The organism is Ureibacillus acetophenoni (genome assembly GCF_900220965.1).
GTDB lineage: Bacteria > Bacillota > Bacilli > Bacillales_A > Planococcaceae > Ureibacillus > Ureibacillus acetophenoni.
On record NZ_OBQC01000005.1, the window covers coordinates 68,406 to 91,356 of the forward strand.

The 22,951-nt window shown below is 37.2% G+C and carries 22 protein-coding genes and 2 other annotated features; all 22 genes read right to left on the minus strand.

The features are described 5' to 3' along the window. Positions 1 to 123: 123 nt before the first annotated feature. The 22 genes from rpoB to CRO45_RS08845 all read right to left on the minus strand — a co-directional run bounded on the left by rpoB (position 124) and on the right by CRO45_RS08845 (position 22,944). Positions 124 to 3,690, minus strand: coding sequence for a DNA-directed RNA polymerase subunit beta (rpoB, locus tag CRO45_RS08740; protein ID WP_170949442.1), 3,567 nt, complete (start codon positions 3,688 to 3,690; stop codon positions 124 to 126). Between the two features lie 228 nt (positions 3,691 to 3,918). Continuing rightward, positions 3,919 to 4,536: a class I SAM-dependent methyltransferase gene (locus CRO45_RS08745; RefSeq protein ID WP_097149278.1), complete on the minus strand. Its 618-nt coding sequence runs from the start codon at positions 4,534 to 4,536 to the stop codon at positions 3,919 to 3,921. Positions 4,537 to 4,798: 262 nt separating this feature from the next. Continuing rightward, positions 4,799 to 5,161, minus strand: a complete 363-nt coding sequence (gene rplL, locus CRO45_RS08750) for a 50S ribosomal protein L7/L12 (protein WP_097149279.1) — start codon at positions 5,159 to 5,161, stop codon at positions 4,799 to 4,801. Between the two features lie 76 nt (positions 5,162 to 5,237). Continuing rightward, positions 5,238 to 5,741, minus strand: coding sequence for a 50S ribosomal protein L10 (rplJ, locus tag CRO45_RS08755; RefSeq protein WP_097149280.1), 504 nt, complete (start codon positions 5,739 to 5,741; stop codon positions 5,238 to 5,240). Between the two features lie 30 nt (positions 5,742 to 5,771). After that, positions 5,772 to 5,915, minus strand: a sequence feature (ribosomal protein L10 leader region). A gap of 63 nt (positions 5,916 to 5,978) precedes the next feature. Next, entirely contained in the window at positions 5,979 to 6,674 is a 696-nt protein-coding gene (rplA, locus tag CRO45_RS08760; protein WP_097149281.1) for a 50S ribosomal protein L1, read from the minus strand. Positions 6,675 to 6,795: 121 nt separating this feature from the next. Continuing rightward, positions 6,796 to 7,221, minus strand: a complete 426-nt coding sequence (rplK, locus tag CRO45_RS08765) for a 50S ribosomal protein L11 (protein ID WP_036183202.1) — start codon at positions 7,219 to 7,221, stop codon at positions 6,796 to 6,798. 180 nt (positions 7,222 to 7,401) lie between these two features. Next, entirely contained in the window at positions 7,402 to 7,938 is a 537-nt protein-coding gene (gene nusG, locus CRO45_RS08770) for a transcription termination/antitermination protein NusG (protein WP_097149283.1), read from the minus strand. Positions 7,939 to 8,076: 138 nt separating this feature from the next. Next, the gene (secE, locus tag CRO45_RS08775; RefSeq protein WP_097149284.1) at positions 8,077 to 8,262 is read right to left on the minus strand and encodes a preprotein translocase subunit SecE; all 186 of its coding nucleotides are present in this window, start codon (positions 8,260 to 8,262) and stop codon (positions 8,077 to 8,079) included. A gap of 80 nt (positions 8,263 to 8,342) precedes the next feature. Then, entirely contained in the window at positions 8,343 to 8,489 is a 147-nt protein-coding gene (gene rpmG, locus CRO45_RS08780; RefSeq protein ID WP_097149285.1) for a 50S ribosomal protein L33, read from the minus strand. A gap of 112 nt (positions 8,490 to 8,601) precedes the next feature. Further along, entirely contained in the window at positions 8,602 to 9,231 is a 630-nt protein-coding gene (gene sigH, locus CRO45_RS08785; RefSeq protein ID WP_408057124.1) for an RNA polymerase sporulation sigma factor SigH, read from the minus strand. Positions 9,232 to 9,320: 89 nt separating this feature from the next. Continuing rightward, entirely contained in the window at positions 9,321 to 9,833 is a 513-nt protein-coding gene (locus tag CRO45_RS08790) for an NYN domain-containing protein (RefSeq protein ID WP_097149287.1), read from the minus strand. Positions 9,834 to 9,838: 5 nt separating this feature from the next. Then, entirely contained in the window at positions 9,839 to 10,594 is a 756-nt protein-coding gene (rlmB, locus tag CRO45_RS08795; RefSeq protein ID WP_097149288.1) for a 23S rRNA (guanosine(2251)-2'-O)-methyltransferase RlmB, read from the minus strand. Next, positions 10,591 to 11,010, minus strand: coding sequence for a Mini-ribonuclease 3 (locus CRO45_RS08800; protein ID WP_097149289.1), 420 nt, complete (start codon positions 11,008 to 11,010; stop codon positions 10,591 to 10,593). Before CRO45_RS08800 ends, rlmB begins: the two co-directional genes overlap by 4 nt. Before the next feature lies 1 nt (position 11,011). Then, a complete protein-coding gene (gene cysS / locus CRO45_RS08805) occupies positions 11,012 to 12,415 on the minus strand; it encodes a cysteine--tRNA ligase (protein ID WP_097149290.1) in 1,404 nt (467 codons plus the stop codon). Between the two features lie 153 nt (positions 12,416 to 12,568). Further along, positions 12,569 to 12,784: a binding site (T-box leader), on the minus strand. A 104-nt stretch (positions 12,785 to 12,888) separates the two neighbouring features. After that, entirely contained in the window at positions 12,889 to 14,349 is a 1,461-nt protein-coding gene (gene gltX / locus CRO45_RS08810; protein WP_097149291.1) for a glutamate--tRNA ligase, read from the minus strand. 142 nt (positions 14,350 to 14,491) lie between these two features. Beyond that, positions 14,492 to 14,968, minus strand: a complete 477-nt coding sequence (gene ispF, locus CRO45_RS08815; RefSeq protein WP_097149292.1) for a 2-C-methyl-D-erythritol 2,4-cyclodiphosphate synthase — start codon at positions 14,966 to 14,968, stop codon at positions 14,492 to 14,494. A 413-nt stretch (positions 14,969 to 15,381) separates the two neighbouring features. After that, entirely contained in the window at positions 15,382 to 16,062 is a 681-nt protein-coding gene (gene ispD, locus CRO45_RS08820) for a 2-C-methyl-D-erythritol 4-phosphate cytidylyltransferase (protein WP_097149293.1), read from the minus strand. Positions 16,063 to 16,109: 47 nt separating this feature from the next. Then, positions 16,110 to 17,204, minus strand: coding sequence for a PIN/TRAM domain-containing protein (locus CRO45_RS08825; protein ID WP_097149294.1), 1,095 nt, complete (start codon positions 17,202 to 17,204; stop codon positions 16,110 to 16,112). Between the two features lie 210 nt (positions 17,205 to 17,414). Continuing rightward, complete coding sequence (gene radA / locus CRO45_RS08830; RefSeq protein WP_097149295.1) at positions 17,415 to 18,794, minus strand: DNA repair protein RadA; 1,380 nt, start codon at positions 18,792 to 18,794, stop codon at positions 17,415 to 17,417. A 70-nt stretch (positions 18,795 to 18,864) separates the two neighbouring features. After that, entirely contained in the window at positions 18,865 to 21,309 is a 2,445-nt protein-coding gene (locus CRO45_RS08835; RefSeq protein WP_097149296.1) for an ATP-dependent Clp protease ATP-binding subunit, read from the minus strand. Then, entirely contained in the window at positions 21,299 to 22,393 is a 1,095-nt protein-coding gene (locus tag CRO45_RS08840) for a protein arginine kinase (RefSeq protein WP_097149297.1), read from the minus strand. Before CRO45_RS08840 ends, CRO45_RS08835 begins: the two co-directional genes overlap by 11 nt. Then, the gene (locus CRO45_RS08845) at positions 22,390 to 22,944 is read right to left on the minus strand and encodes a UvrB/UvrC motif-containing protein (RefSeq protein WP_097149298.1); all 555 of its coding nucleotides are present in this window, start codon (positions 22,942 to 22,944) and stop codon (positions 22,390 to 22,392) included. The genes CRO45_RS08840 and CRO45_RS08845 overlap by 4 nt, the downstream gene beginning before the upstream one ends. Between the last annotated feature and the right edge of the window lie 7 nt (positions 22,945 to 22,951).

Consider the following 22,951-nt stretch of genomic DNA (forward strand, 5'->3'; position numbering starts at 1 on the left):
GTATAAGTCCTTTGACTCTTGTTTTCGAAGCTCGACATCGATTGCAAAAGAATTCTTTTGCACTATTTTAATGAAATAATTTTGTAGCACCGGACAGAATACACTGCCCGATGCATACTAATTTTATTCAAATGATTCTACTTTATCTTCTTCTTTATCGTTAGGCGGTAAGATGTTTAATGCATCTGCTGGTTGAAGATCATCTTCATCATCTAAATCACGAAGTTCAACTTCTTCGTCATTTACAGTTAACATTTTCACATCTAAACCTAAAGATTGAAGTTCTTTAATTAATACTTTAAATGATTCAGGAACACCTGGTTCTGGTACACTTTCACCTTTAACAATTGCTTCGTATGTTTTAACACGTCCTACAACGTCATCCGATTTAATTGTTAAAATTTCTTGAAGTGTATAAGCAGCACCGTATGCTTCTAAAGCCCAAACCTCCATCTCACCAAAACGTTGTCCACCGAATTGTGCTTTACCACCAAGCGGTTGTTGCGTAACAAGTGAGTAAGGTCCAGTAGAACGAGCATGAAGTTTATCGTCAACCATGTGGGCAAGTTTAATCATATACATGACCCCTACCGATACACGGTTATCGAATGGCTCTCCAGATCGTCCATCATAAAGTATCGTTTTACCATCACGGTTCATACCAGCTTCTTCCATTGTATCCCAAACATCTTCTTCGTTCGCACCATCAAATACTGGTGTAGCCATGTGTACACCTAATAAACGAGATGCCATACCTAAGTGAAGCTCTAAAACTTGTCCGATGTTCATACGAGATGGTACCCCAAGTGGGTTTAACATGATATCAACTGGCGTTCCGTCTGGCATAAATGGCATATCTTCTTCAGGTAAGATTCTTGAAATTACCCCTTTGTTACCGTGACGTCCGGCCATTTTGTCTCCAACGCGAATTTTACGTTTTTGAACAATATATACACGAACTAATTGGTTAACACCTGGTGGTAATTCGTCACCATCTTCGCGGTTAAAGACTTTAACATCTAGTACGATACCGCCTGCACCATGTGGCACACGTAATGAAGTATCACGAACTTCACGCGCTTTCTCACCAAAGATTGCATGTAGTAATCGTTCTTCAGCTGTTAACTCAGTAACCCCTTTAGGTGTTACCTTACCTACTAAGATATCACCGTCGCGTACTTCAGCACCAATTCGTATAATACCGCGATCATCTAAGTTGCGAAGAGCATCTTCACCAACGTTTGGAATATCACGTGTAATTTCTTCAGGTCCTAGTTTAGTATCACGAGATTCTGATTCATATTCTTCAATATGAACAGATGTATAAACGTCATCACGAACAAGTCTTTCATTCATAATAACGGCATCTTCATAGTTAAATCCTTCCCAAGTCATGAACGCTACAAGAACGTTACGCCCTAAAGCAAGTTCACCTTGTTCCATAGAAGGACCATCAGCTAAAATGTCTTTTGGTTTAACGCGATCGCCAACTTTAACAATTGGGCGTTGGTTAATTGAAGTACCGTGGTTTGAACGTGTGAATTTTTGAAGTTTATATTTCACTAATTCACCTTTAACTTCTTTACCATCGATTTCTTCAATACGACGTACATGAATTGAGCGAGCTTCTACATGCTCAACAATTCCATTGTGTTTACAAACAACGGCAGCACCTGAGTCACGAGCATTCACATGTTCCATACCTGTTCCAACAAATGGAGCTTCAGGGTTTAGTAAAGGAACAGCTTGACGTTGCATGTTCGCACCCATTAATGCACGGTTTGAGTCGTCGTTTTCTAAGAATGGAATACAAGCTGTCGCAGCAGATACTACTTGTTTTGGAGATACGTCCATATAGTCAACACGGTCTCTTTTGAATACTGTGTTGTCACCACGGAAACGTCCCAATACTTCTTCATTTGCAAATGAACCATCTGGATTTAATGGTGAGTTTGCTTGGGCAACGATATAGTTATCTTCTTCATCTGCAGTTAGATAGTCGATTTGTTCAGTTACTCGACCTGTTTCAGGATCCACTTTACGATATGGAGTTTCAATGAAACCGAACTTATTAACTTTTGCATATGATGAAAGCGAGTTAATTAACCCAATGTTTGGTCCCTCTGGCGTTTCAATCGGACACATACGACCATAGTGAGAGTAGTGAACGTCACGTACTTCCATACCTGCACGTTCTCTCGTTAAACCACCAGGTCCTAATGCAGATAGACGGCGTTTATGTGTTAATTCTGCTAAAGGATTTGTTTGGTCCATGAATTGTGATAATTGAGAGCTACCAAAGAACTCTTTAATCGAAGCAATTACTGGACGAATATTAATTAATTGTTGTGGAACGATTGAAGCTGTGTCATTGATAGACATACGCTCACGAACAACACGTTCCATACGAGATAAACCAATACGGAATTGGTTTTGTAACAATTCACCTACAGAACGTAAGCGACGGTTACCTAAATGGTCAATATCATCAGTATTTCCGATGCCATGTAATAGGTTAAAGAAGTATGACATAGAAGCAATAATATCAGCTGGAGCCAAATGTTTTACTTCTTCATCTACATAAGCATTAGAAATAACGCTAATTTCTTTTTGAGCTTCATCATTTGGAGCAAAAATCTTAATAGATTGAACCGTTACATCTTCTTCTAATACGCCACCCACTTGAGATAACGTACGGAATCCAATGCCGTTTTCTAAATAAGGGATTAAACGGTCTAAATTACGACGGTCAAGAATTGTACCTTTCTCAACTAAAATTTCTCCCGTTTCTGGATCCACAAGAGTTTCTGCAATCGTTTGATTGAACAAACGATTTTTAATGTGAAGTTTTTTATTCATTTTATAACGTCCAACATTAGCTAAATCATAACGTTTAGCATCGAAGAAACGTGAATATAGTAAACTTTTCGCGCTTTCAACCGTAGGCGGTTCACCAGGACGAAGACGTTCATAAATTTCTAATAATGCTTTTTCAGTACTATCCGTATTATCTTTTTCTAGGGTATTACGCAAGTATTCGTTATCCCCTAAAATATCGATAATTTCTTGATCTGAACCAAAGCCTAAAGCACGTAATAAAACTGTTGCAGGAAGTTTACGTGTACGATCAATACGTACATAAACAACATCTTTTGCATCTGTTTCATACTCAAGCCATGCTCCACGGTTTGGAATAACAGTTGCACCGAAACCTTTTTTACCATTCTTATCTGTCTTGTCATGGAAGTAAACACTTGGAGAACGCACTAATTGTGAAACAATAACACGTTCAGCACCGTTAATAACAAAAGTACCCACCTCTGTCATTAACGGGAAGTCTCCCATAAAGACATCTTGCTCTTTTACTTCATCTGTTTCTTTGTTATGCAGACGCACTTTTACGCGCAATGGCGCTGCATAAGTTACGTCTCTTTCTTTACACTCATCCACATCATACTTAGGTTCTCCTAAAGTATAATCGATGAATTCAAGTGAAAGATTACCCGTAAAATCTTCGATTGGCGAAATGTCACGGAACATTTCACGCAATCCCTCTTCAAGGAACCACTCGTAAGATGCTGTTTGGATTTCGATTAAATTCGGAAGTTCTAGCACCTCTTTGATACGCGCAAAGCTTCTACGCTGGCGGTGTTGTCCGTACTGAACTAGTTGACCCGTCAACTTATTCACCCCTCATTAAAGCGATAATAGGTCTTTGCAAAATCATAATTTTAGTGTATGATTTCCAAAGACGAAAAGAAAACGAGTCTTTTCTTCGACCTCATTTTCGGTTAAACTAAACTTATTCATGGCAAGTATACCCACCAAATTAGAACAAAATACAAATGGGCATACTCCCACAAAATAATAATTTTGCATTTTATTATGTTATCACAGGCAATTTGTCAAGTCAATATTTTATACATTTCTGCCATATTTTTTTGCTTTTATTATCCAATAGCCTTTCTTTTTCTCAACTATTTCAACTTCAGCAAAATTTTCTTCTAAATGTGCAACCGTCGATGGTGCACCCTGTTTCTTTTGAATAACAACCCATAACTCTCCGTTTGGCACAAGTCTCTCATAAGCTTCATCATAAAACTTAAAAATAACTTCCTTACCAGCTCTAATAGGTGGATTAGTTAGGATTGCTGCTGCTTCAATCTCTCGATCAACAGATGTTACTCCATCACTTTCAAATATACGTACATTTTGAATTCCGTTCATTTCCGCATTCTTCTTCGCTAACAGAACCGCTCTTTCATTTACATCCATCATATAGACAATACGATCTGGATATTGTTTTGCAATCGCTAAACCAATGGGTCCATAACCGCAACCAATATCAAAAACTGCACCATCAGTTTCTGGCATTTGAAAAGATTCTATTAACGTACGGGATCCAAAATCTACTTCGCTTTTACTAAATACCCCACGGTCCGTTTCAAATTGTAGTGAATTTCCTAGTAAATTAAATTTAAAATGGCGTGGATTACTTTCGATCTGAGGCTTTTTTGAATAGTAATGTTCAGACATTTACGCCCTCCTCGGGATGAAAGTTTAACTACAATCAGCAAAAGAATCGTTCTCTTACTGATTGATAGTTAGACTAATTGGGTGTTATCGCCCTTCTTTTCTACCTAAATCACGATTAATCGATTTTTAGGTAGTGGTTATGAACTCTAACACCGGGGAAATGAAGAAAGCTCGTCAAAACAAGACGAGCTTTTAGGCTGCAAACGTAACATTTTTATGATGTTAAACAGTTGAAGCCTTATAAATAATTAGAAAAGGTTAATTATTTAACTTCTACAGAAGCGCCAACTTCTTCGATTTTAGCTTTGATTTCTTCAGCTTCATCTTTAGAAACGCCTTCTTTTAATGCTTTTGGAGCGTTGTCAACTAATTCTTTAGCTTCTTTTAAGCCAAGACCAGTGATTTCGCGTACCACTTTGATTACTTTAATTTTTTGGTCACCAGCAGATGCTAGTACTACGTCAAATTCAGTTTTTTCTTCAGCAGCAGCTGCAGCACCGCCACCTACTACTGCTACAGGAGCAGCAGCTGTTACACCAAATTCTTCTTCAATTGCTTTTACTAAATCGTTTAATTCTAGAACTGTCATTGTTTTGATAGCTTCTAAGATTTGCTCTTTGCTCATTATAATTTCCTCCTATGGAATGGTTTTAATTTAGGCCGATTGCCTTATGTTTTGTTTAATATTTAAGCGCTTTGTATTAAGCACCTTGTTCTTCTTTTTGTTCTGCAACTGCTTTTGTAGCAAGAGCGAAGTTGCGCATTGGAGCTTGAAGTACAGATAAAAGCATAGAAAGTAGACCTTCGCGAGATGGAAGTTCTGCAAGTGCTTTAACGTCTTCAGCCGTTGAAACGTTACCTTCGATGATACCTGCTTTAATTTCTAAAGCGTCGTTCTTTTTAGCGAACTCGTTAATGATTTTCGCTGGAGCTACAACGTCTTCTTTAGAAAACGCGATTGCGTTAGGACCAGTTAATACTTCGTTGATTCCTTCTAAACCTGCGATTTCAGCAGCACGACGAGTTAGTGTGTTTTTGTAAACTTTGAACTCAACACCAGCTTCACGTAATTGTTTACGTAATTCTGTTACTTGAGAAACAGTTAACCCACGGTAGTCAACTACTACTACTGATGATGCAGATTGGAATTTTTCAGCGATCTCTTGAACTTGAACTTTTTTAGTTTCGATAGCTACACTGCTCATTTTGACACCTCCTATTAGAATGTCATTTATACCGACAAAAGAAAAGCCTCTACGTCAGAGTAGACATAGAGGCAGAAATTCATCATCTAAAAAGAATCTGATTTCCGATGTCCTCGGTAGGATGATTAAGCGTCTTAGCACCCCTACTGTCTACGGTACAAATGGATGATTCACAACGACATCCATCTTACCAAACAAGAGGACTGTTGTCAACTATTTATATAAAATATTTAAAATTTATGCTTTAACACTAGTAGAGTCCACTTTAATAGATGGCCCCATAGTAGTTGTAATATTCACAGATTTCATGTAAGTACCTTTAGCTGCAGCTGGTTTAGCTTTTTGAACTACGTCAAATACAGCAAGGAAGTTTTCAACTAATTTTTCAGTATCGAATGATACTTTACCAATTGGAGCGTGGATGATACCAGCTTTGTCAGCACGGTATTCAACTTTACCAGCCTTAATTTCTTGGATTGCTTTAGTTACATCAAAAGTAACAGTACCAGTTTTAGGGTTTGGCATTAAACCTTTAGGTCCTAATACACGACCAAGTTTACCAACTTCACCCATCATGTCAGGTGTAGCAACGATTACATCAAAATCAAACCAACCTTGTTGGATTTTGTTGATGTACTCAGCATCGCCTACATAGTCAGCACCTGCTGCTTCTGCTTCTTTAAGTTTTTCACCTTTAGCGAATACTAATACGCGTTGAGTTTTACCAGTTCCGTTTGGAAGTACAACTGCACCACGGATTTGTTGGTCATTTTTACGAGTATCGATACCAAGTTTGAAAGCTACTTCTACAGTTGCATCAAACTTAACTGTGCTAGTTTTTTGAGCTAAAGCGATTGCTTCTTGAGCTTCATATACTTTAGAACGGTCTACTAATTTCACTGCTTCTTGCAGTCTTTTACCTTTTTTAGCCATTATAATTTTCCTCCTTGATTGTGGTTGTAGCGGATATTCCTCCCACGAATAGAGGTTGCGAGTCCTAAGAACTTTACGCAACCTCATTAACAAAAGCCTTTATCATCAAGTGTTTCGGGAATTAGTCTTCGATTGTAATACCCATGCTTCGTGCAGTACCTTCAACCATTAACATTGCAGCTTCAACTGATGCAGCGTTAAGGTCAGGCATTTTTTGTTCAGCAATTTCGCGAACTTTATCACGTTTAACCGTTGCAACTTTTTTACGGTTTGGTTCACCAGATCCAGATTGGATACCTGCTGCTACTTTAAGTAATACTGCTGCAGGTGGCGTTTTTGTAATGAAAGTGAAAGAACGGTCTTCAAACACTGTAATTTCAACTGGAATAATTAATCCAGCTTGATCAGCTGTACGCGCATTGAACTCCTTACAGAATCCCATGATGTTTACACCTGCTTGACCTAACGCAGGACCAACCGGTGGCGCTGGGTTTGCTTTACCAGCAGGGATTTGAAGTTTTACAATTTTAATAACTTTTTTAGCCACGAGACACACCTCCTTAAGTCCGTGATGTGGTAATTGGGTTACCCCTCCCACTCATATCTGTCTGTCAGCTATTTGCCGATAACATTAACTATCAACGCAGACTATCAAATTGACAGTCTGACCTATGAAATGATATCACTTTTGAATTACATTAGCAAGTAAAAATATGCATGAATATAATTATAATTTTTGAACTTGCTCAAAATCAAGTTCCATTTTCGTTTCACGACCGAACATATCGATAACAACTTTTAGTTTTCCTTTATCAACATCAACTTCCTCAACTCTTCCTTGGAAGTGAGCAAAAGGTCCTTCTAATACTTCTACAGTTTCTCCAACTGTTATGTCAATTTCACCAACAGATTTCTTTTGTATACCCATTTGGCGTAATAAGCGATCCGCTTCTTCAGGCAATAAAGGTGTAGGTTTTGCTCCTCCACCCGAAGAACCAATAAATCCTGTTACTCCTGGTGTATTTCGTACAACGTACCATGATTCATCTGTTAAAATCATTTCAACTAGAACATAACCAGGGAACACTTTACGCATTACAGTACGTTTTTTTCCGTCTTTCAAATCAGTTTCCTCATGTTCAGGAACGATTACACGGAAAATATTATCTTGCATCCCCATTGTTTCAACACGTTTTTCAAGGTTTGCTTTTACTCGATTTTCATAACCAGAATAAGTATGAACTACATACCATTTTTTCTCCATAATCAGCAGGACTAAACGTCCATTCCTCCTTTTGCCTATATACGAACCCTCATATATTAGTCATTTTATTTATTATTTATAAAACAAATGAAAAAAACCCGTTTCACGGGCTATTTCAAAATATTCATATCAAAACCATTATAACGCAAAATACCAACGAACTAAACTTGAAATTCCTAAATCTACTAGCATGAAAAATAGTGCGAAGAAGATAACAGTAGATACTACTACTACAGTATACTTTGTTAGCTCTTTACCTTTTGGCCAGCTAGTTTTTCTCATTTCTGACATTACATTATGGAAGAACTGTTTTAACTTGCCCATTATAGCTTAACCTCCGAATTACCCGTCTATTCTATACTTTAACTATTCAAAATAAACCATTATCACTTATATAATCATTGTCACTTCGTTTGTTTATGAACAGTATGCTCATTACAATGTGAACAAAACTTTTTCAATTCAAGTCGTTTAGTTGAATCAGTTTTCTCCGGAAATGAATAGTTTCTCGAACCACATTTCCCACAACTTAACACTACTTTTTTAGCCATATATAAATCACTCGTTTACAATATTTCTTTTAAAGACTATCACCTAAAGCGAGTCGTGTCAATATTCGGTCATATCTTTGTAAACGAGAATCTATTCATTTCTATCAAACTACTAGTTTGTCTGATTTATATCTAAATGACGTTCTAATTTCCGTTTCACACGCTGTAGGGCATTGTCAATTGACTTCACATGTCGATTCAATTCTTCTGATATCTCATTATAGGATTGTCCATCGAGATAGAGTGCTAGAACTTGTTGCTCAAGTTCACTTAATATTTCACCAATCTTCTCCTCTAAGTGAGAATATTCTTCACGATGAATCATTAAGTGCTCTGGATCCTCTGATTCTGAACCAGTAATTACGTCAAGCAACGTTCTATCGGATTCTTCATCATAGATTGGTTTATCGAGAGATACGTAAGAATTAAGCGGTATATGTTTTTGACGGGTAGCCGTTTTAATAGCTGTAATTATCTGACGAGTAATACATAGTTCTGCAAATGCTCGGAAAGATGACAGCTTGTCCCCCTTAAAATCTCGTATCGATTTATATAAACCTATCATTCCTTCTTGAATAATATCTTCCTTATCAGCACCTATTAAAAAATAGGAACGTGCCTTCGCCTTAACAAACAATCTATATTTCGTAATTAAATAATCTAACGCATCAGTGCTACCCTGATGTACCAAATCAACAAGTTGCTCATCTGTCATATCGTCAAACCTTTGTAATACTTGCATTTGATTGTTCTTCAGCAACGGCTTCACCTCGAAACGCTAAGAGTCGTTTTAAATCAGTATACCGGAGTTGGAAAATAAAGGTCAATGAGTTATTTTAAACCTCTTCTCCATTTCTCGAATTCTAGCTCAATATCTTTTGGTAGATTTATCTTATTAGCAGGTCGTTCTTCTTTAATTGTCTTAACATCAGAGGTTATCTTAGATTTAATAATTTGCATTTCAATCTCTAATTCTCTTGCAGATTTACGAAGTGCTCCTTGACCAAAAATAACGTTTTGTTCTGTCATATCTGAAGTTGCTACATAAATTTGTTTTTTGCGTCCTTTTAATTCTTTTGTTAACTTTTCTATTCTTTCATCTGCAGTTTCGTTTTTCCGCGTATATATTACTTCAACAGCATTACGAACGTAAGATTGTTCAATACCTGGGACAAGGTGAGCATCGAAGACAACAATGACTCGAAATCCCATTGCTGCCTTATACTCAGCCATTAACTCAATTAAACGATTACGGGCTTCTTCAAAATCTGAATCACGAAGTGGTCGCAACTCTTTCCAGGCGCCAATCATGTTGTAGCCATCAACTATGAGAATCGTTTGCATGAAGTTTATTTTTCCACTCGTTCTTGTCTTTTTCGATATACTTCATACATTAACAATGCTGCGGCTACAGATGCGTTTAACGATGTAACGTGTCCAACCATCGGTAAATGGTATAAAAAATCACATTTATCCTTTAAAAGTCTGCTCATCCCACGCCCTTCGCTACCAATAATAATAGCTAGTGGTAATGTAGCATCCATCTTACGATAATCTACAGATCCTTTTGCATCTGTTCCGGCAATCCATATCCCTTTGTCTTTTAACTCATCTACTGTCTGTGCTAAATTGGTTACTCTTACAACAGGTACATGTTCAATAGCACCCGTGGATGCTTTTGCTACAACAGCCGTTAAACCAACTGCACGTCTTTTAGGAATAATAATCCCATGAACACCAATTGCATCAGCTGTACGCATAATTGACCCTAAGTTATGTGGATCTTCTAACTCATCTAAAATTAGAAAGAAAGGGTCCTCATTTTTTTCTTTTGCTGCGTTAAATAGATCATCTAATTCTGCATAATCGTACGCTGCTACCGAAGCTACTATACCCTGATGGTTGGCGCTAGATAATTGGTCAACCTTTTTCTTTGGAACAAACTGCACAAGTACCCCACGTTCACGCGCTAAATCTAACACTTCAGAAATACCCGTCTTTTTAACACCTTCAGCTATCCATAATTTATTTATTTCACGACCTGAACGAAGAGCTTCTAATACAGGATTCTTACCAGCTATCATTTCACCATTTTGCTCTGTCATGTTGTTGCCCCTTTCGATTGATCGACAATTTCAATAGCATAATCAATAATTTCATATACGCGATTCACTTGTTTAGTTAAATATAAATAGCCTAAAACCGCTTCAAAACCCGAACTGTTTCGATAAGTTTGGATATCTGTATTTTTTGGGACAGATCCTGATTTTGCATTTCTTCCTCTTTTGAAAACTGCAATTTCTTCGTCTGTTAAGTATCCTTCATCCATTAGTCTATGGACAATCATGGATTGGGCTTTCGCTGAAACATAATGCGTTGCCTCATTATGCAATCGATTTGGTTTAGCTCGTCCCATAAGAAGAAGATGTTCTCGAACTTTTTGTTCAAGAACAGCATCTCCCATATATGCTAATGCTAAAGCATTCAACTGCTTTATATCCTCAATTCGCAATTGCGACATATTATAGACCTCGTTTCCAACGTGTCCCTTGACGAGTGTCCTCTAGAACAATATTCATCGAAAGAAGTTTGTCACGAATTTCGTCTGATTTAGCAAAGTCACGATTTTTACGAGCATTGTTACGCTCTTCAATTAACGCCTCAATTTCCTCATCTAGTATTTCATCTTCGACTTTAAATTGAATACCTAATACTTCGCCTAGTTGGTCAAACGTTTCAATAAATTCGTTTAACACACGTTCTTCAGTATTTTTTTCATTTACATAAGTGTTCGCAACACGAGCTAATTCAAATAAAGCAGAAATACCGTTAGCAGTATTAAAATCATCATCCATAGCATCTTCAAATTGCTGTTTCACTTCTGCAATTTTCGTAATCCACTCATCGCCATTGTCCAACAAATCTGTTGTAGTTGTTAGTCTATGTTGAACATTTAAGTAAGCTGTTCGTAAACGCTCTAATCCTGCCTTTGCAGCTTCAACTAAATCTTGAGCGAAGTTAATAGGATGTCTATAGTGAACAGACAACATAAAGAATCTCAAAATTTGTGGGTCTAGTTGTTGTCTAATATCATGAACTAAAACAAAATTGCCAAGGGATTTTGACATTTTTTCATTATCAATATTAATGTACCCATTATGCATCCAGTAGCGGGCAAAAGGCTTTCCTGTAAACGCTTCTGATTGCGCGATTTCATTTTCATGGTGAGGGAATGTTAAGTCTTGACCACCAGCATGAATATCAATTGTATCGCCTAAATGTTCTCTAGCCATAACAGAACACTCGATGTGCCAACCTGGACGACCTTCTCCCCAAGGGCTAGACCAGTGAATTTCGCCTGGTTTCGCTGCCTTCCAAAGAGCAAAATCAAGGGGATCTTCTTTCTTTTCTCCCGCTTCAATACGAGCACCAACCTTTAAATCATCGATTGATTGATGACTCAACTTACCATATCCGTCAAACTTACGTGTACGATAATAAACATCACCCTGCGATTCATAAGCATAGCCTTTTTCTATTAACACTTTAATAAAATCAACGATATCATCCATATGATTCGTTACACGTGGATGTACATCAGCCTTCTTACAACCAAGAGCAGTGATATCTTCAAAGTAGGCGTTTATAAATCGCTCTGTTAATTCAGATACTTCCTCACCTAATTCATTTGCTGCTTTAATAATTTTGTCATCTACGTCTGTGAAATTTGAAACATATTTCACATCATATCCTTTATATTGGAAATAACGTCTTACTGTATCGTAAACAATAACAGGTCGAGCATTTCCTATATGAATAAAATTATAAACTGTTGGTCCACAAACATATATTTTTACTTTACCTTCCTCAATTGGAACGAATGGTTCCTTTTGTCTCGTTAAAGTATTAAAAATTTGAATTGCCATATGGTTTCTCCTCCTCCTGGAGTTACTATTAATAAATTCAATTAAATGCGTTTGGAGTTATTTTGAGGGAAATTTACTTAACATATTATTTATACCCTCTTTCTCCTTACTAAAACTTCTCCTAAAAAAAACACGCCTCTATCATTTAAAAATGACAGAGACGTAGTATACGCGGTTCCACTCTGATTGAAAGCAAAAGTGCCTTCCACTCAAACGTCCAATAACGAGGACGATCCGACTTGCCTACTAAATTTCAGCATCGTGCTCAAAGGTGCATTTCCGTAAAATAGAGGTTTAGGTCACTTTCAGCCGGTGATGACCCTCTCTTTAAAACATTTTTTACGTACTTCTCCTTCTCAACGCTTATGTTATATTAACTTTTTCAATTAATTACTATTACGTTAAATAAATTATTTGAACATTTTTGTAAATATATTTTACCGTATGCACCTTAAAAGTCAAACTTTACTATTTTAACGAACGAACTTTGCAACACGTTCAATCGCTTTTTCTTTTCCGATTAATGCAATTGCATCTGGTAACTCTGGACCATGTGTTTGACCAGTAGTCACAACACGAATTGGCATAAATAAATTTTTCCCTTTATGACCAGTCTCTTTTTGTACCGCTTTAATAGCTGCTTTAATAGACGGAGCATCAAAAACTTCTAAGCCTTCAAGTTGTGCTTTAAACGAAGCCATCACTTCAGGAACTTGTTCACCAGCTAATACTTCTTTCGATGCTTCATCATATTCAATCTCATCTTTGAAGAATAGGCTAGACAATTCAACAATTTCAGCACCATAGCTCATTTGATTATGATAAAGAGCGATTAAAGCTGTAGACCACGCTTTTTGTTCTTCAGAAAGCTCTTCCGGAAGTAAACCTGCTTTTTGTAAATGAGGTAAAGAAAGCTCTACTGCTTCTTCTAAAGTTATTTTTTTAATATATAAATTATTCATCCATGTTAGTTTATTTTTATCGAACATAGATGGTGACTTAGAAAGACGTTTTTCATCGAACATTTCGATGAATTGTTCTTTCGTGAAGATTTCTTCTTCACCTTCTGGAGACCAACCAAGTAGAGCAAAGAAGTTAAACATTGCTTCTGGTAAATATCCAAGATCTTTATATTGAGATACAAATTGAATAATCGATTCATCACGTTTTGATAATTTTTTATGGTCTTCGTTTACAATTAATGTCATATGACCGTATTGCGGATATTCCCAGCCAAATGCATCAAAAATCATCATTTGTTTTGGTGTATTAGATAAGTGCTCTTCTCCACGGAATACATGTGTAATATCCATGAAATGATCATCTAATACAACGGCATAGTTGTATGTTGGGATACCGTTCGCTTTTACTAAAACCCAATCTCCAACATCTTTTGATTCAAACGTTACTTCACCACGTACTAAATCTGTAAATTTGTAAGTAGTGTTTTCTGGTACACGCATACGAATTGTATGAGGGATCCCAGCAGCTTCTTTTTCAGCTACTTGTTCTTTTGTTAAATGACGACATTTTCCATCATACGTTGGTGCTGCTACACCTTTTGCACGTTGGGCTTCACGAGAAGCTTCTAATTCTTCTGAAGTACAAAAACATTTGTAAGCAATACCGCGCTCAAGTAATTCATCAGCATGTTTTTTATAAATATCTAGACGTTCCATTTGACGATATGGAGCATATGGTCCACCAATATCTACTGATTCGTCAGGAGTAATTCCTAACCAACGTAAATTATCAAGCTGTGACGCTTCTCCACCCTCAACGTTACGTTCAATATCAGTATCTTCTATACGTACGATAAATTTTCCGTTATGATGTTTTGCAAATAAGTAGTTAAATAACGCTGTACGTGCTCCTCCAATATGTAAAAAGCCTGTTGGAGATGGCGCATAACGAACGCGAACTTCCTTTGTCATAGTTAGTGCCTCCTAAATGTGTAAAATGCTTTGTCAATTTTACCACTGAGTTGTGGTAAATGAAAGTTGGTTTACTCCGTTTATAGTTGTTTTTCGTCACTCGTGTGGAATCATACAATTCCCACTAAGCGTACGCTTACCCTTACTTCTTAATTAATAAAATCGTCGCCATTGCAGCAATTCCTTCTTCACGCCCTGTGAAGCCTAACTTTTCAGTAGTCGTTGCTTTCACATTTACTTGAGAAGGTTCAGCGTTTAACAGTTCTGCAATTCGAGCTCGCATTTGTTCGATATAAGGTGCCATTTTCGGACGTTGCGCCATAATTGTACAATCTACATTCCCTAGTACATATCCTTTGTCTTCAACGATCTTCCAAATGTACTCTAACAACTTCGCACTATCCGCATCTTTAAATTCTGGGTCTGTGTCCGGGAAGTGTCGGCCGATGTCTCCTTCTCCTATCGCTCCTAACGCTGCATCCGTCACTGTATGTAATAATACATCCGCATCAGAATGTCCTATTAGACCACGATCATGAGGAATTGTAATTCCACCTAAAATCAATGGACGCCCTTCTGCAAATGCATGAACATCAAATCCTTGTCCAATTCGAAACATATATTACTGTTGCAACGATTCTTAAAGAAGACTCGAGCAACATTCACCATCCTTTTCATTTAGAAATTTTATCTAATATTCCATTTCATATATTAACATATTTCCCATTCTGTTGGATTGTAAGCAATGCTCAAAAATTTAACAAACGATGAACTACTATTATCAATTTTTAATCTCGTCTTCAGTTTAATCTAGGGTATATTTTAGTCATATTTGTTTCAAAATTAATTTTTTGTTAAATGCCGTATTTAAGATACGACATATTTGGAATTATGTGCAAAATGCACTTAATATCAGATAAGTCGTATCTCACTTTCGGCTGTTTGGCAATTTTACATTTTTAAAAACAAGTTAAAAAAATCCCAGCAACTGTTTGCGTTGATGGGACTTTAAAATTTCTTATTTAATGGGTGTTAGGCTCTCTTTTTAAGAATCGCTTCACCCAACACTAAATCTTCTATAGTAGTCATTTTAATATTATCGTAACTCGCTTCAACGATATGTACGGGGTGACCTAGACGTTCAACAAGCATTGCTTCGTCGGTACCTAAAAAACCTTCCTTTTCCGCAACATCTTCAGCTTCATACAATAATTCAAAACGAAAGGCTTGGGGTGTTTGAATCATCCATAAATCCTCACGATCTACTGTTTCAATAATCACACCATCACGCACTTTTTTCATAGTGTCCTTAGCTTTTACCCCAGCAATGGCAGCACCCTTTTCCATTGCGCAAACCACAAGGCTCGCTATAATTTCATGAGTTATAAACGGTCTTGCAGCATCATGGACGAGTACAATGTCTACTTGTTCCATTTCCTTTATACAAGAATGGACAGAATGTTGTCGTTCTTCACCACCATTTGGTAAACCCTTCACTTTTGTAATGCCATATTCATCAAGCAATTGTTGAATATATTCACGTTCCTCAGGTTTAACAGCTAACCAAATGCCTGTGCAATTGTCATCATTTTGGAATACTTCTAACGTATGGATTAAAATCGGCTTTTGTTGGAGTAATAAAAATAACTTATTCTTCCCCGCGCCCATACGCTTACCACTACCTGCTGCAGGTAATACAACTTCATAACGCACTTCATTTCCACTTCCTACTAAATCTGACTTCTCTCATATTGTAACATTTATGCTACTTCATCTTTTGGTTTAGCAAAGATCATACGTCCAGCAGAAGTTTGTAACACACTAGTTACCGTTACTGTAATGGATTGGCCAATATAGCTACGCCCACCTTCAACAACAATCATAGTGCCATCATCCAAATATGCAACACCTTGATTATGCTCTTTACCATCTTTTATAACTAGGACTTGCATATCCTCTCCAGGAATAACAACTGGTTTCACTGCGTTTGCAAGATCGTTAATATTTAGAACTTGTACCTTGTGTAGTTCACAAACTTTATTTAAATTAAAGTCATTTGTTAGTATTTGAGCATCCATTTTTTTTGCCAACCGAACTAATTTTAAATCGACTTCGTGAACATCTTCAAAGTCTTCTTCAGTAATAATTACTTTAGTTGCACGTTCATCTTGTAATTTTTTTAGAATATCTAGCCCACGTCGTCCGCGCGTTCTCTTTAACGTATCAGACGAGTCAGCAATATGTTGAAGCTCTGTTAGGACAAATTGCGGCACAACAAGAATACCTTCAATAAAACCTGTTGAGGAAATATCAGCAATTCGACCATCAATAATTACACTAGTATCCAACAGTTTGTATAACGTCTTTTGTTCACTTTGCTGCAGTAGACCTTGTTCTCCACTTTTCCTTTTAGACCCTGACCCTGATTTTGAAAGCATCTGGCTTAATTCATCACGTTTCGTAAAACCTAAACGGAAACCTAGATAACCTAAAATAATGGATAATAAAATTGGCAAAATATCGTTAATAATTGGTATTTGAATACGTTCAATGGCAAACCCAATTAAGTATGCTACGATTAAACCAACAATTAAACCGAGAGTACCAAATAATAAATCTGCAGCTGGTATTTTAAATAACACTTCTTCCAACCATTGAATCAATTTTACGCAGTAGTCTGATAATGCAAAAGATAAAATAAATAACAATAATGCACCTATTCCTACCGAAACATATGGATTGTTAAGCCAAGGATTAGAGGATAAATTTATAAATTCGTATAATGGCGGTAAAAAGACAAAACCTAACGCTCCACCGATAAATAAGAATGCAAATTGTATAATTTTCTTTAACATTTCATTCACCTCCTTTTTTTAATAATATTATACAGTAACCCCCAATTTGTTTGCGAAGTGTAACCCCCGACAAATCAATATTTAGGTAAAAATACAGGGAGTACGAATGCCATCTTTCCTAATTTACGAATCCTATATTAATTTCTACCCATAATTAAAACTAAAAATGCCCATACACATATGAAATTGTATAGGCATTTTAATATTTCTTTACAAATCATTAAAACAAGCTCTTAACGATTCGTTAATTGTCTCCACTCCGATCACTTGAATACCTTCTGGATACTCCCAGCCACCTAAATTTGATGCCGGTATAAACGCTCTTTTAAACCCTAATCTTTGTGCCTCTTGGACACGTTGCTCAATACGGGATACACGCCTAACTTCTCCGATTAACCCAACTTCACCTATAAAACAATCCGTTGATTTTACAGGTTGTTCCTTATAACTTGATACAATTGAAGTTAATACTGCTAAGTCAATAGCTGGTTCATCTAATTTTACTCCGCCCGCTACTTTAATATATGCATCTTGGGCTTGTAAAAGCATTCCCATTCTTTTTTCTAAAACAGCCATTAACAATTGCACTCGGTTATGGTCTAATCCCGTTGCCATACGTTTCGGGTAATTAAAGCTCGTTGGTGTTACAAGGGATTGAATTTCTACTAATATAGGTCTTGTCCCTTCCATCGATGCAACAATGGTTGACCCCGGAGCTCCGTGTGATCGTTCCTGTAAAAATAATTCAGAAGGGTTGTTAACTTCCTTCAAACCGTTAAAAATCATTTCAAATATAGCGATTTCGTTTGTAGAGCCAAAGCGATTTTTATGACTTCTTAATATTCGATATGTGTGATGGCGTTCCCCTTCAAAATAGAGAACCGTATCAACCATATGTTCTAACAATCTTGGACCTGCAATTTGACCTTCCTTAGTAACATGTCCAACTAAGAAAATAGCAATCCCCTTCGTCTTAGCAATACGCATAAGTTCACCTGTACATTCCCGCACTTGTGATACACTGCCCGCTGCACTCGTTACTTCAGGATGATGAATAGTTTGGATTGAATCGACCACAACAAACTTCGGCGCCACTTCTTCGATTGTTTGATGGATGAGTTCTAAGTTTGTCTCTGAGTAAATATATAATTCTTCGGATGTTACACCAAGTCGTTCTGCCCGAAGCTTTGTTTGACGCATTGATTCTTCCCCAGATATGTACAATACACGATTTCCTTTTTGGGATAACAGCGCTGACACTTGCATTAGTAAAGTGGATTTTCCGATACCTGGGTCTCCTCCGATTAGAACAAGAGCTCCAGGAACAATCCCCCCACCAAGAACACGATTTAGTTCTTCCATTCCAGTTTCAATTCTTGTTTCTTTCTCTGTCTGCACCTTAACAATCGGTGTAGCTTTCTGCACCACTGTGTCACTAGAATGTTGGAATGCACCTCTAGGGCCCTTCGTTACAATTTCAACTTCTTCCACAAACGTATTCCATTCACCACAACCTGGACATCTACCCATCCATTTTGGTGATTCATAGCCACAGGAATTACAACAAAACTTTACTTTCTTTTTCGCCATATGTCCTCCTCATTATTAACGTTTCATGAATAAAAAAGGTGCCCGCGTTATACGAGACACCTTTTCTAACTTATATAGATTGTACTACATCTTTAGTTTTTACTACAAACTCACCTTCAACATAGTCGATGACAACGTGTTGACCTTTTGAGACATTACCTTTTAAAAGTTCTTCAGAAAGTCTATCTTCCACATGTTTCTGTAGTGATCTACGTAGTGGACGTGCACCATATTGTGGATCGTAACCTTCATCAGCGATTTTTTCAAGAGCAGTATCTGTAAGTTCTAGTTCGATATCTTGCTCTTTTAAACGTTTTGTTAATGAAGATGCCATTAAAGCAATGATTTCTTTTAATTGATCCTTTTCTAGTGAATGGAAGACGATCATTTCATCAATACGATTTAAGAACTCAGGACGGAATGCTTTTTTCAATTCTTCAAGCATCGTGCTCTTCATGTCATCATATTTATTAGCAGAATTTGCTCCAGCTCCAAATCCTAATTGTTTACGGTATTTAAGAGCCTCTGCACCAACGTTTGATGTCATAATGACCACTGTATTGCGGAAGTCTACTTTACGCCCTTTAGAGTCCGTTAGACGGCCATCATCTAGCACTTGTAATAAAATGTTGAATACATCTGGATGTGCCTTTTCAATTTCATCGAATAACACAACAGAGTATGGTTTGCGACGAACCTTTTCAGTTAATTGACCACCTTCATCAAACCCTACATACCCTGGAGGTGAACCTACAAGTCGAGAAGTTGAATGTTTTTCCATGTATTCAGACATGTCAATTCGAATCATAGCGTCTTCGTCACCAAACATTACTTCAGCAAGGGCACGAGCAAGTTCAGTTTTACCTACACCAGTAGGTCCTAGGAAAATAAATGAACCAATTGGACGTTTTGGATCTTTTAATCCCGCACGAGCACGACGAATAGCACGAGAAATTGCTTCTACTGCTTCCCCTTGCCCAACGACACGTTTATGCAATTCTTCTTCAAGATTTAGAAGTTTTGCAGATTCTTCTTGAGCAATTTTCGCTACAGGGATTCGAGTCCACATAGAAACAACTTGAGCGATATCATCTACTGTAACTTTTGATTCCTCTTTACCTTGTTTTTCTTTCCACGTTTTCTTAGTTTGATCTAACTCATCTTTAATTTTTTGTTCTGTATCGCGAAGTGCTGCTGCTTTTTCAAATTCTTGAGAAGATACCGCAGCATTTTTTTCGTTACGAACATTTTCTAATTTGTCTTCTAATGCTTTTAAATTTGGCGGGATGTTAAATGAACGTAATCTTACTTTTGAACCCGCTTCATCAATTAAGTCAATCGCTTTATCTGGTAAGAAACGATCTGAGATGTAACGATCTGATAATTTTGCAGCAGCTTCTACTGCTTCATCAGTAATTTTTACACGGTGATGTGCTTCATAGCGATCGCGTAATCCTTTAATGATTAGAATTGTTTCTTCTACTGACGGTTCATCTACTTGAATTGGTTGGAAACGACGCTCTAGAGCAGCGTCTTTTTCAATATATTTACGATACTCATCTAGCGTTGTTGCACCGATACATTGTAACTCACCACGAGCTAAAGATGGTTTTAAAATATTAGATGCGTCGATGGCACCTTCTGCTCCACCTGCACCAATTAGTGTGTGTAACTCGTCGATGAATAGAATGACGTTACCCGCTTGGCGAATTTCATCCATTACCTTTTTCAAACGATCTTCAAATTCACCACGGTATTTTGTACCTGCAACAACAGTACCCATATCTAACGTCATAACGCGTTTATCGCGTAAAATTTCTGGAACTTCATTGTTCACAATTTGTTGTGCAAGACCTTCAGCAATTGCCGTTTTACCAACACCCGGTTCACCGATTAATACTGGGTTGTTTTTCGTACGACGGGATAACACTTCAATTACACGAGTAATCTCTTTGCTACGACCAATTACAGGGTCAAGAGAGCCTTCTCTTGCAATAGCAGTTAAGTCACGTGCTAATCCATCTAATGTTGGTGTGTTAACTGACTGAGTTTGGTTTGCACCACTTTGAGTTGTATCATTGTTACCAAGTAATAATAATACCTGTTGACGAGCCTTGTTTAAGCTTACCCCTGCATTTGCAAGTACACGAGCTGCAACACCTTCGCCTTCACGAATTAGTGCCAACAAAATATGCTCTGTTCCAATGTAAGCATGACCTAGTTTACGAGATTCATCGACAGATAATTCGATTACTTTCTTCGCACGAGGTGTATAATGCACTATTGGACCAACATCTTTTGTACCTTTACCTACTAGCTCTTCTATTCCTGATTCAATAATTTGCGGGCTTACATCAATTGCTTCTAAAGCTTTTGCCGCAATGCCACCGCCTTCTCGAATAAGGCCTAGAAGAATATGTTCTGTTCCAATGGATTCATGTTTCCAGCGAATAGCTTCTTCTTGTGCTAGTTGTAAAACTTTCTGTGCACGTTGTGTAAAACGATTAAACATCATATTTTTCCTCTCCTTTTTCCTTCGAGTTTTCATCTACCGAATTTAACTTTTCGCGTAATAATTTTGCTCTGAACAGGTCTCTTTCTGTTGCTTGTAAAGTTGTACCTGCATACTGTTGCACAAATCCTTGTTGAATTAAGATCATACATTCATTTAATATGCTTATAGGTATACCTTTTATTAACCCCAAGTCTACCCCAAGGCGTACATTGGATAAACATGTCGCCGCTTCATCACTTGTCATAACACGTGCATATCGTAATGTCCCTAAAGCACGTTGTATACGGTCTTCAAGTGCAATGGGCGCTTGTTTCATAAGAGACTGTCTTGCTTTTCTTTCATTTTGTATAATTTGGGAAACAACATTTTGTAGATCTTCTAATATTTCTTGTTCAGTTTTCCCAAGTGTCACTTGGTTAGAAATTTGATACATGTTACCTAAGTTTTCGCTACCTTCACCGTAAATTCCTCTAACAACCATCCCTAATCTTGTTAACATTTGTGTTATAACTTTCATTTGGTTGGACATCGTTAATGCAGGAAGATGCATCATAACGGAAGCTCTTAAGCCTGTTCCAACATTTGTTGGACAGGAAGTTAAGTATCCGAATGTTTCATCAAAAGCGTAAGGTAAGTGTTTTTCAAGGTAACTATCAAGCTTATCTGCAATTTCGTAGGTTTCTAATAATTGAAAACCTGGTGCTAAACATTGTATTCGAAGATGGTCTTCTTCATTAACCATTACACTAATTGATTCATCGTTAGAAATAACCACTGAGGCGGACTTCTCTTTTTTAGCAAGAAGCGGGCTTATTAAATGTTTTTCTACTAACACTTGTCTTTGTAGTGCTGGCATTTCTTTAATTGTAAAATGCGAAAACATCACATTATTTATATTAGTTAACGCATTTGTTACAACGTCATCCACATGCTTTGCTTCTTGTTCAGAAAAACTTCTTGGGTATCGATAGCCAGCTAGATTTCGAGCTAATCGAATTCTTGTACTGATAACAATATCAGCATCGACTCCATCTTTACTCATCCAACTTGGGGCTTCATTTTTTAAAAAATGTTCGAGATTCATGGTGTATCAACACCCCCAACTTCAAGCTTTCTTTCTAAATCTTTAATCTCATCTCGCAGGTTGGCAGCATCTTCAAACCGTTCTTCAACAATTGCTTGTTGTAACTTTTCACGAATCTTATCGATCTGCTTTTTTAGCAATAAGTGATTATTAGTCGTTGTTCCCGGTATTTTTCCGGTATGTTTTGTCCCAGATTGGATTTTTGTTAAAACTTGCGGAAGTTTATTACTAAATGTTTCATAACATTGGGAGCATCCAAGCTTTCCTTCGTTTAGAAATTGGCGAAATGAATATCCGCATGTAGGACATGTTGTCGCTGTCTGTGCAGCTTGAGTTTGTTTTTCTTGCGTTTCATTTTTCCAAATAGGTAAACCAAACCAATTTGAAACGAGTTGTGCAAGTTGTAGATTATCATCCTTATTAAAGTCGATATGAAATGGATGGAATTGACCGGCACATACTTCACAATAATGTCGTTCACTCTTTTGACCATTAATAATTTGTGTAACCGTTACGCTCGCTTCTCTAACTTTACAATGTTCACAAATCATAACCGTC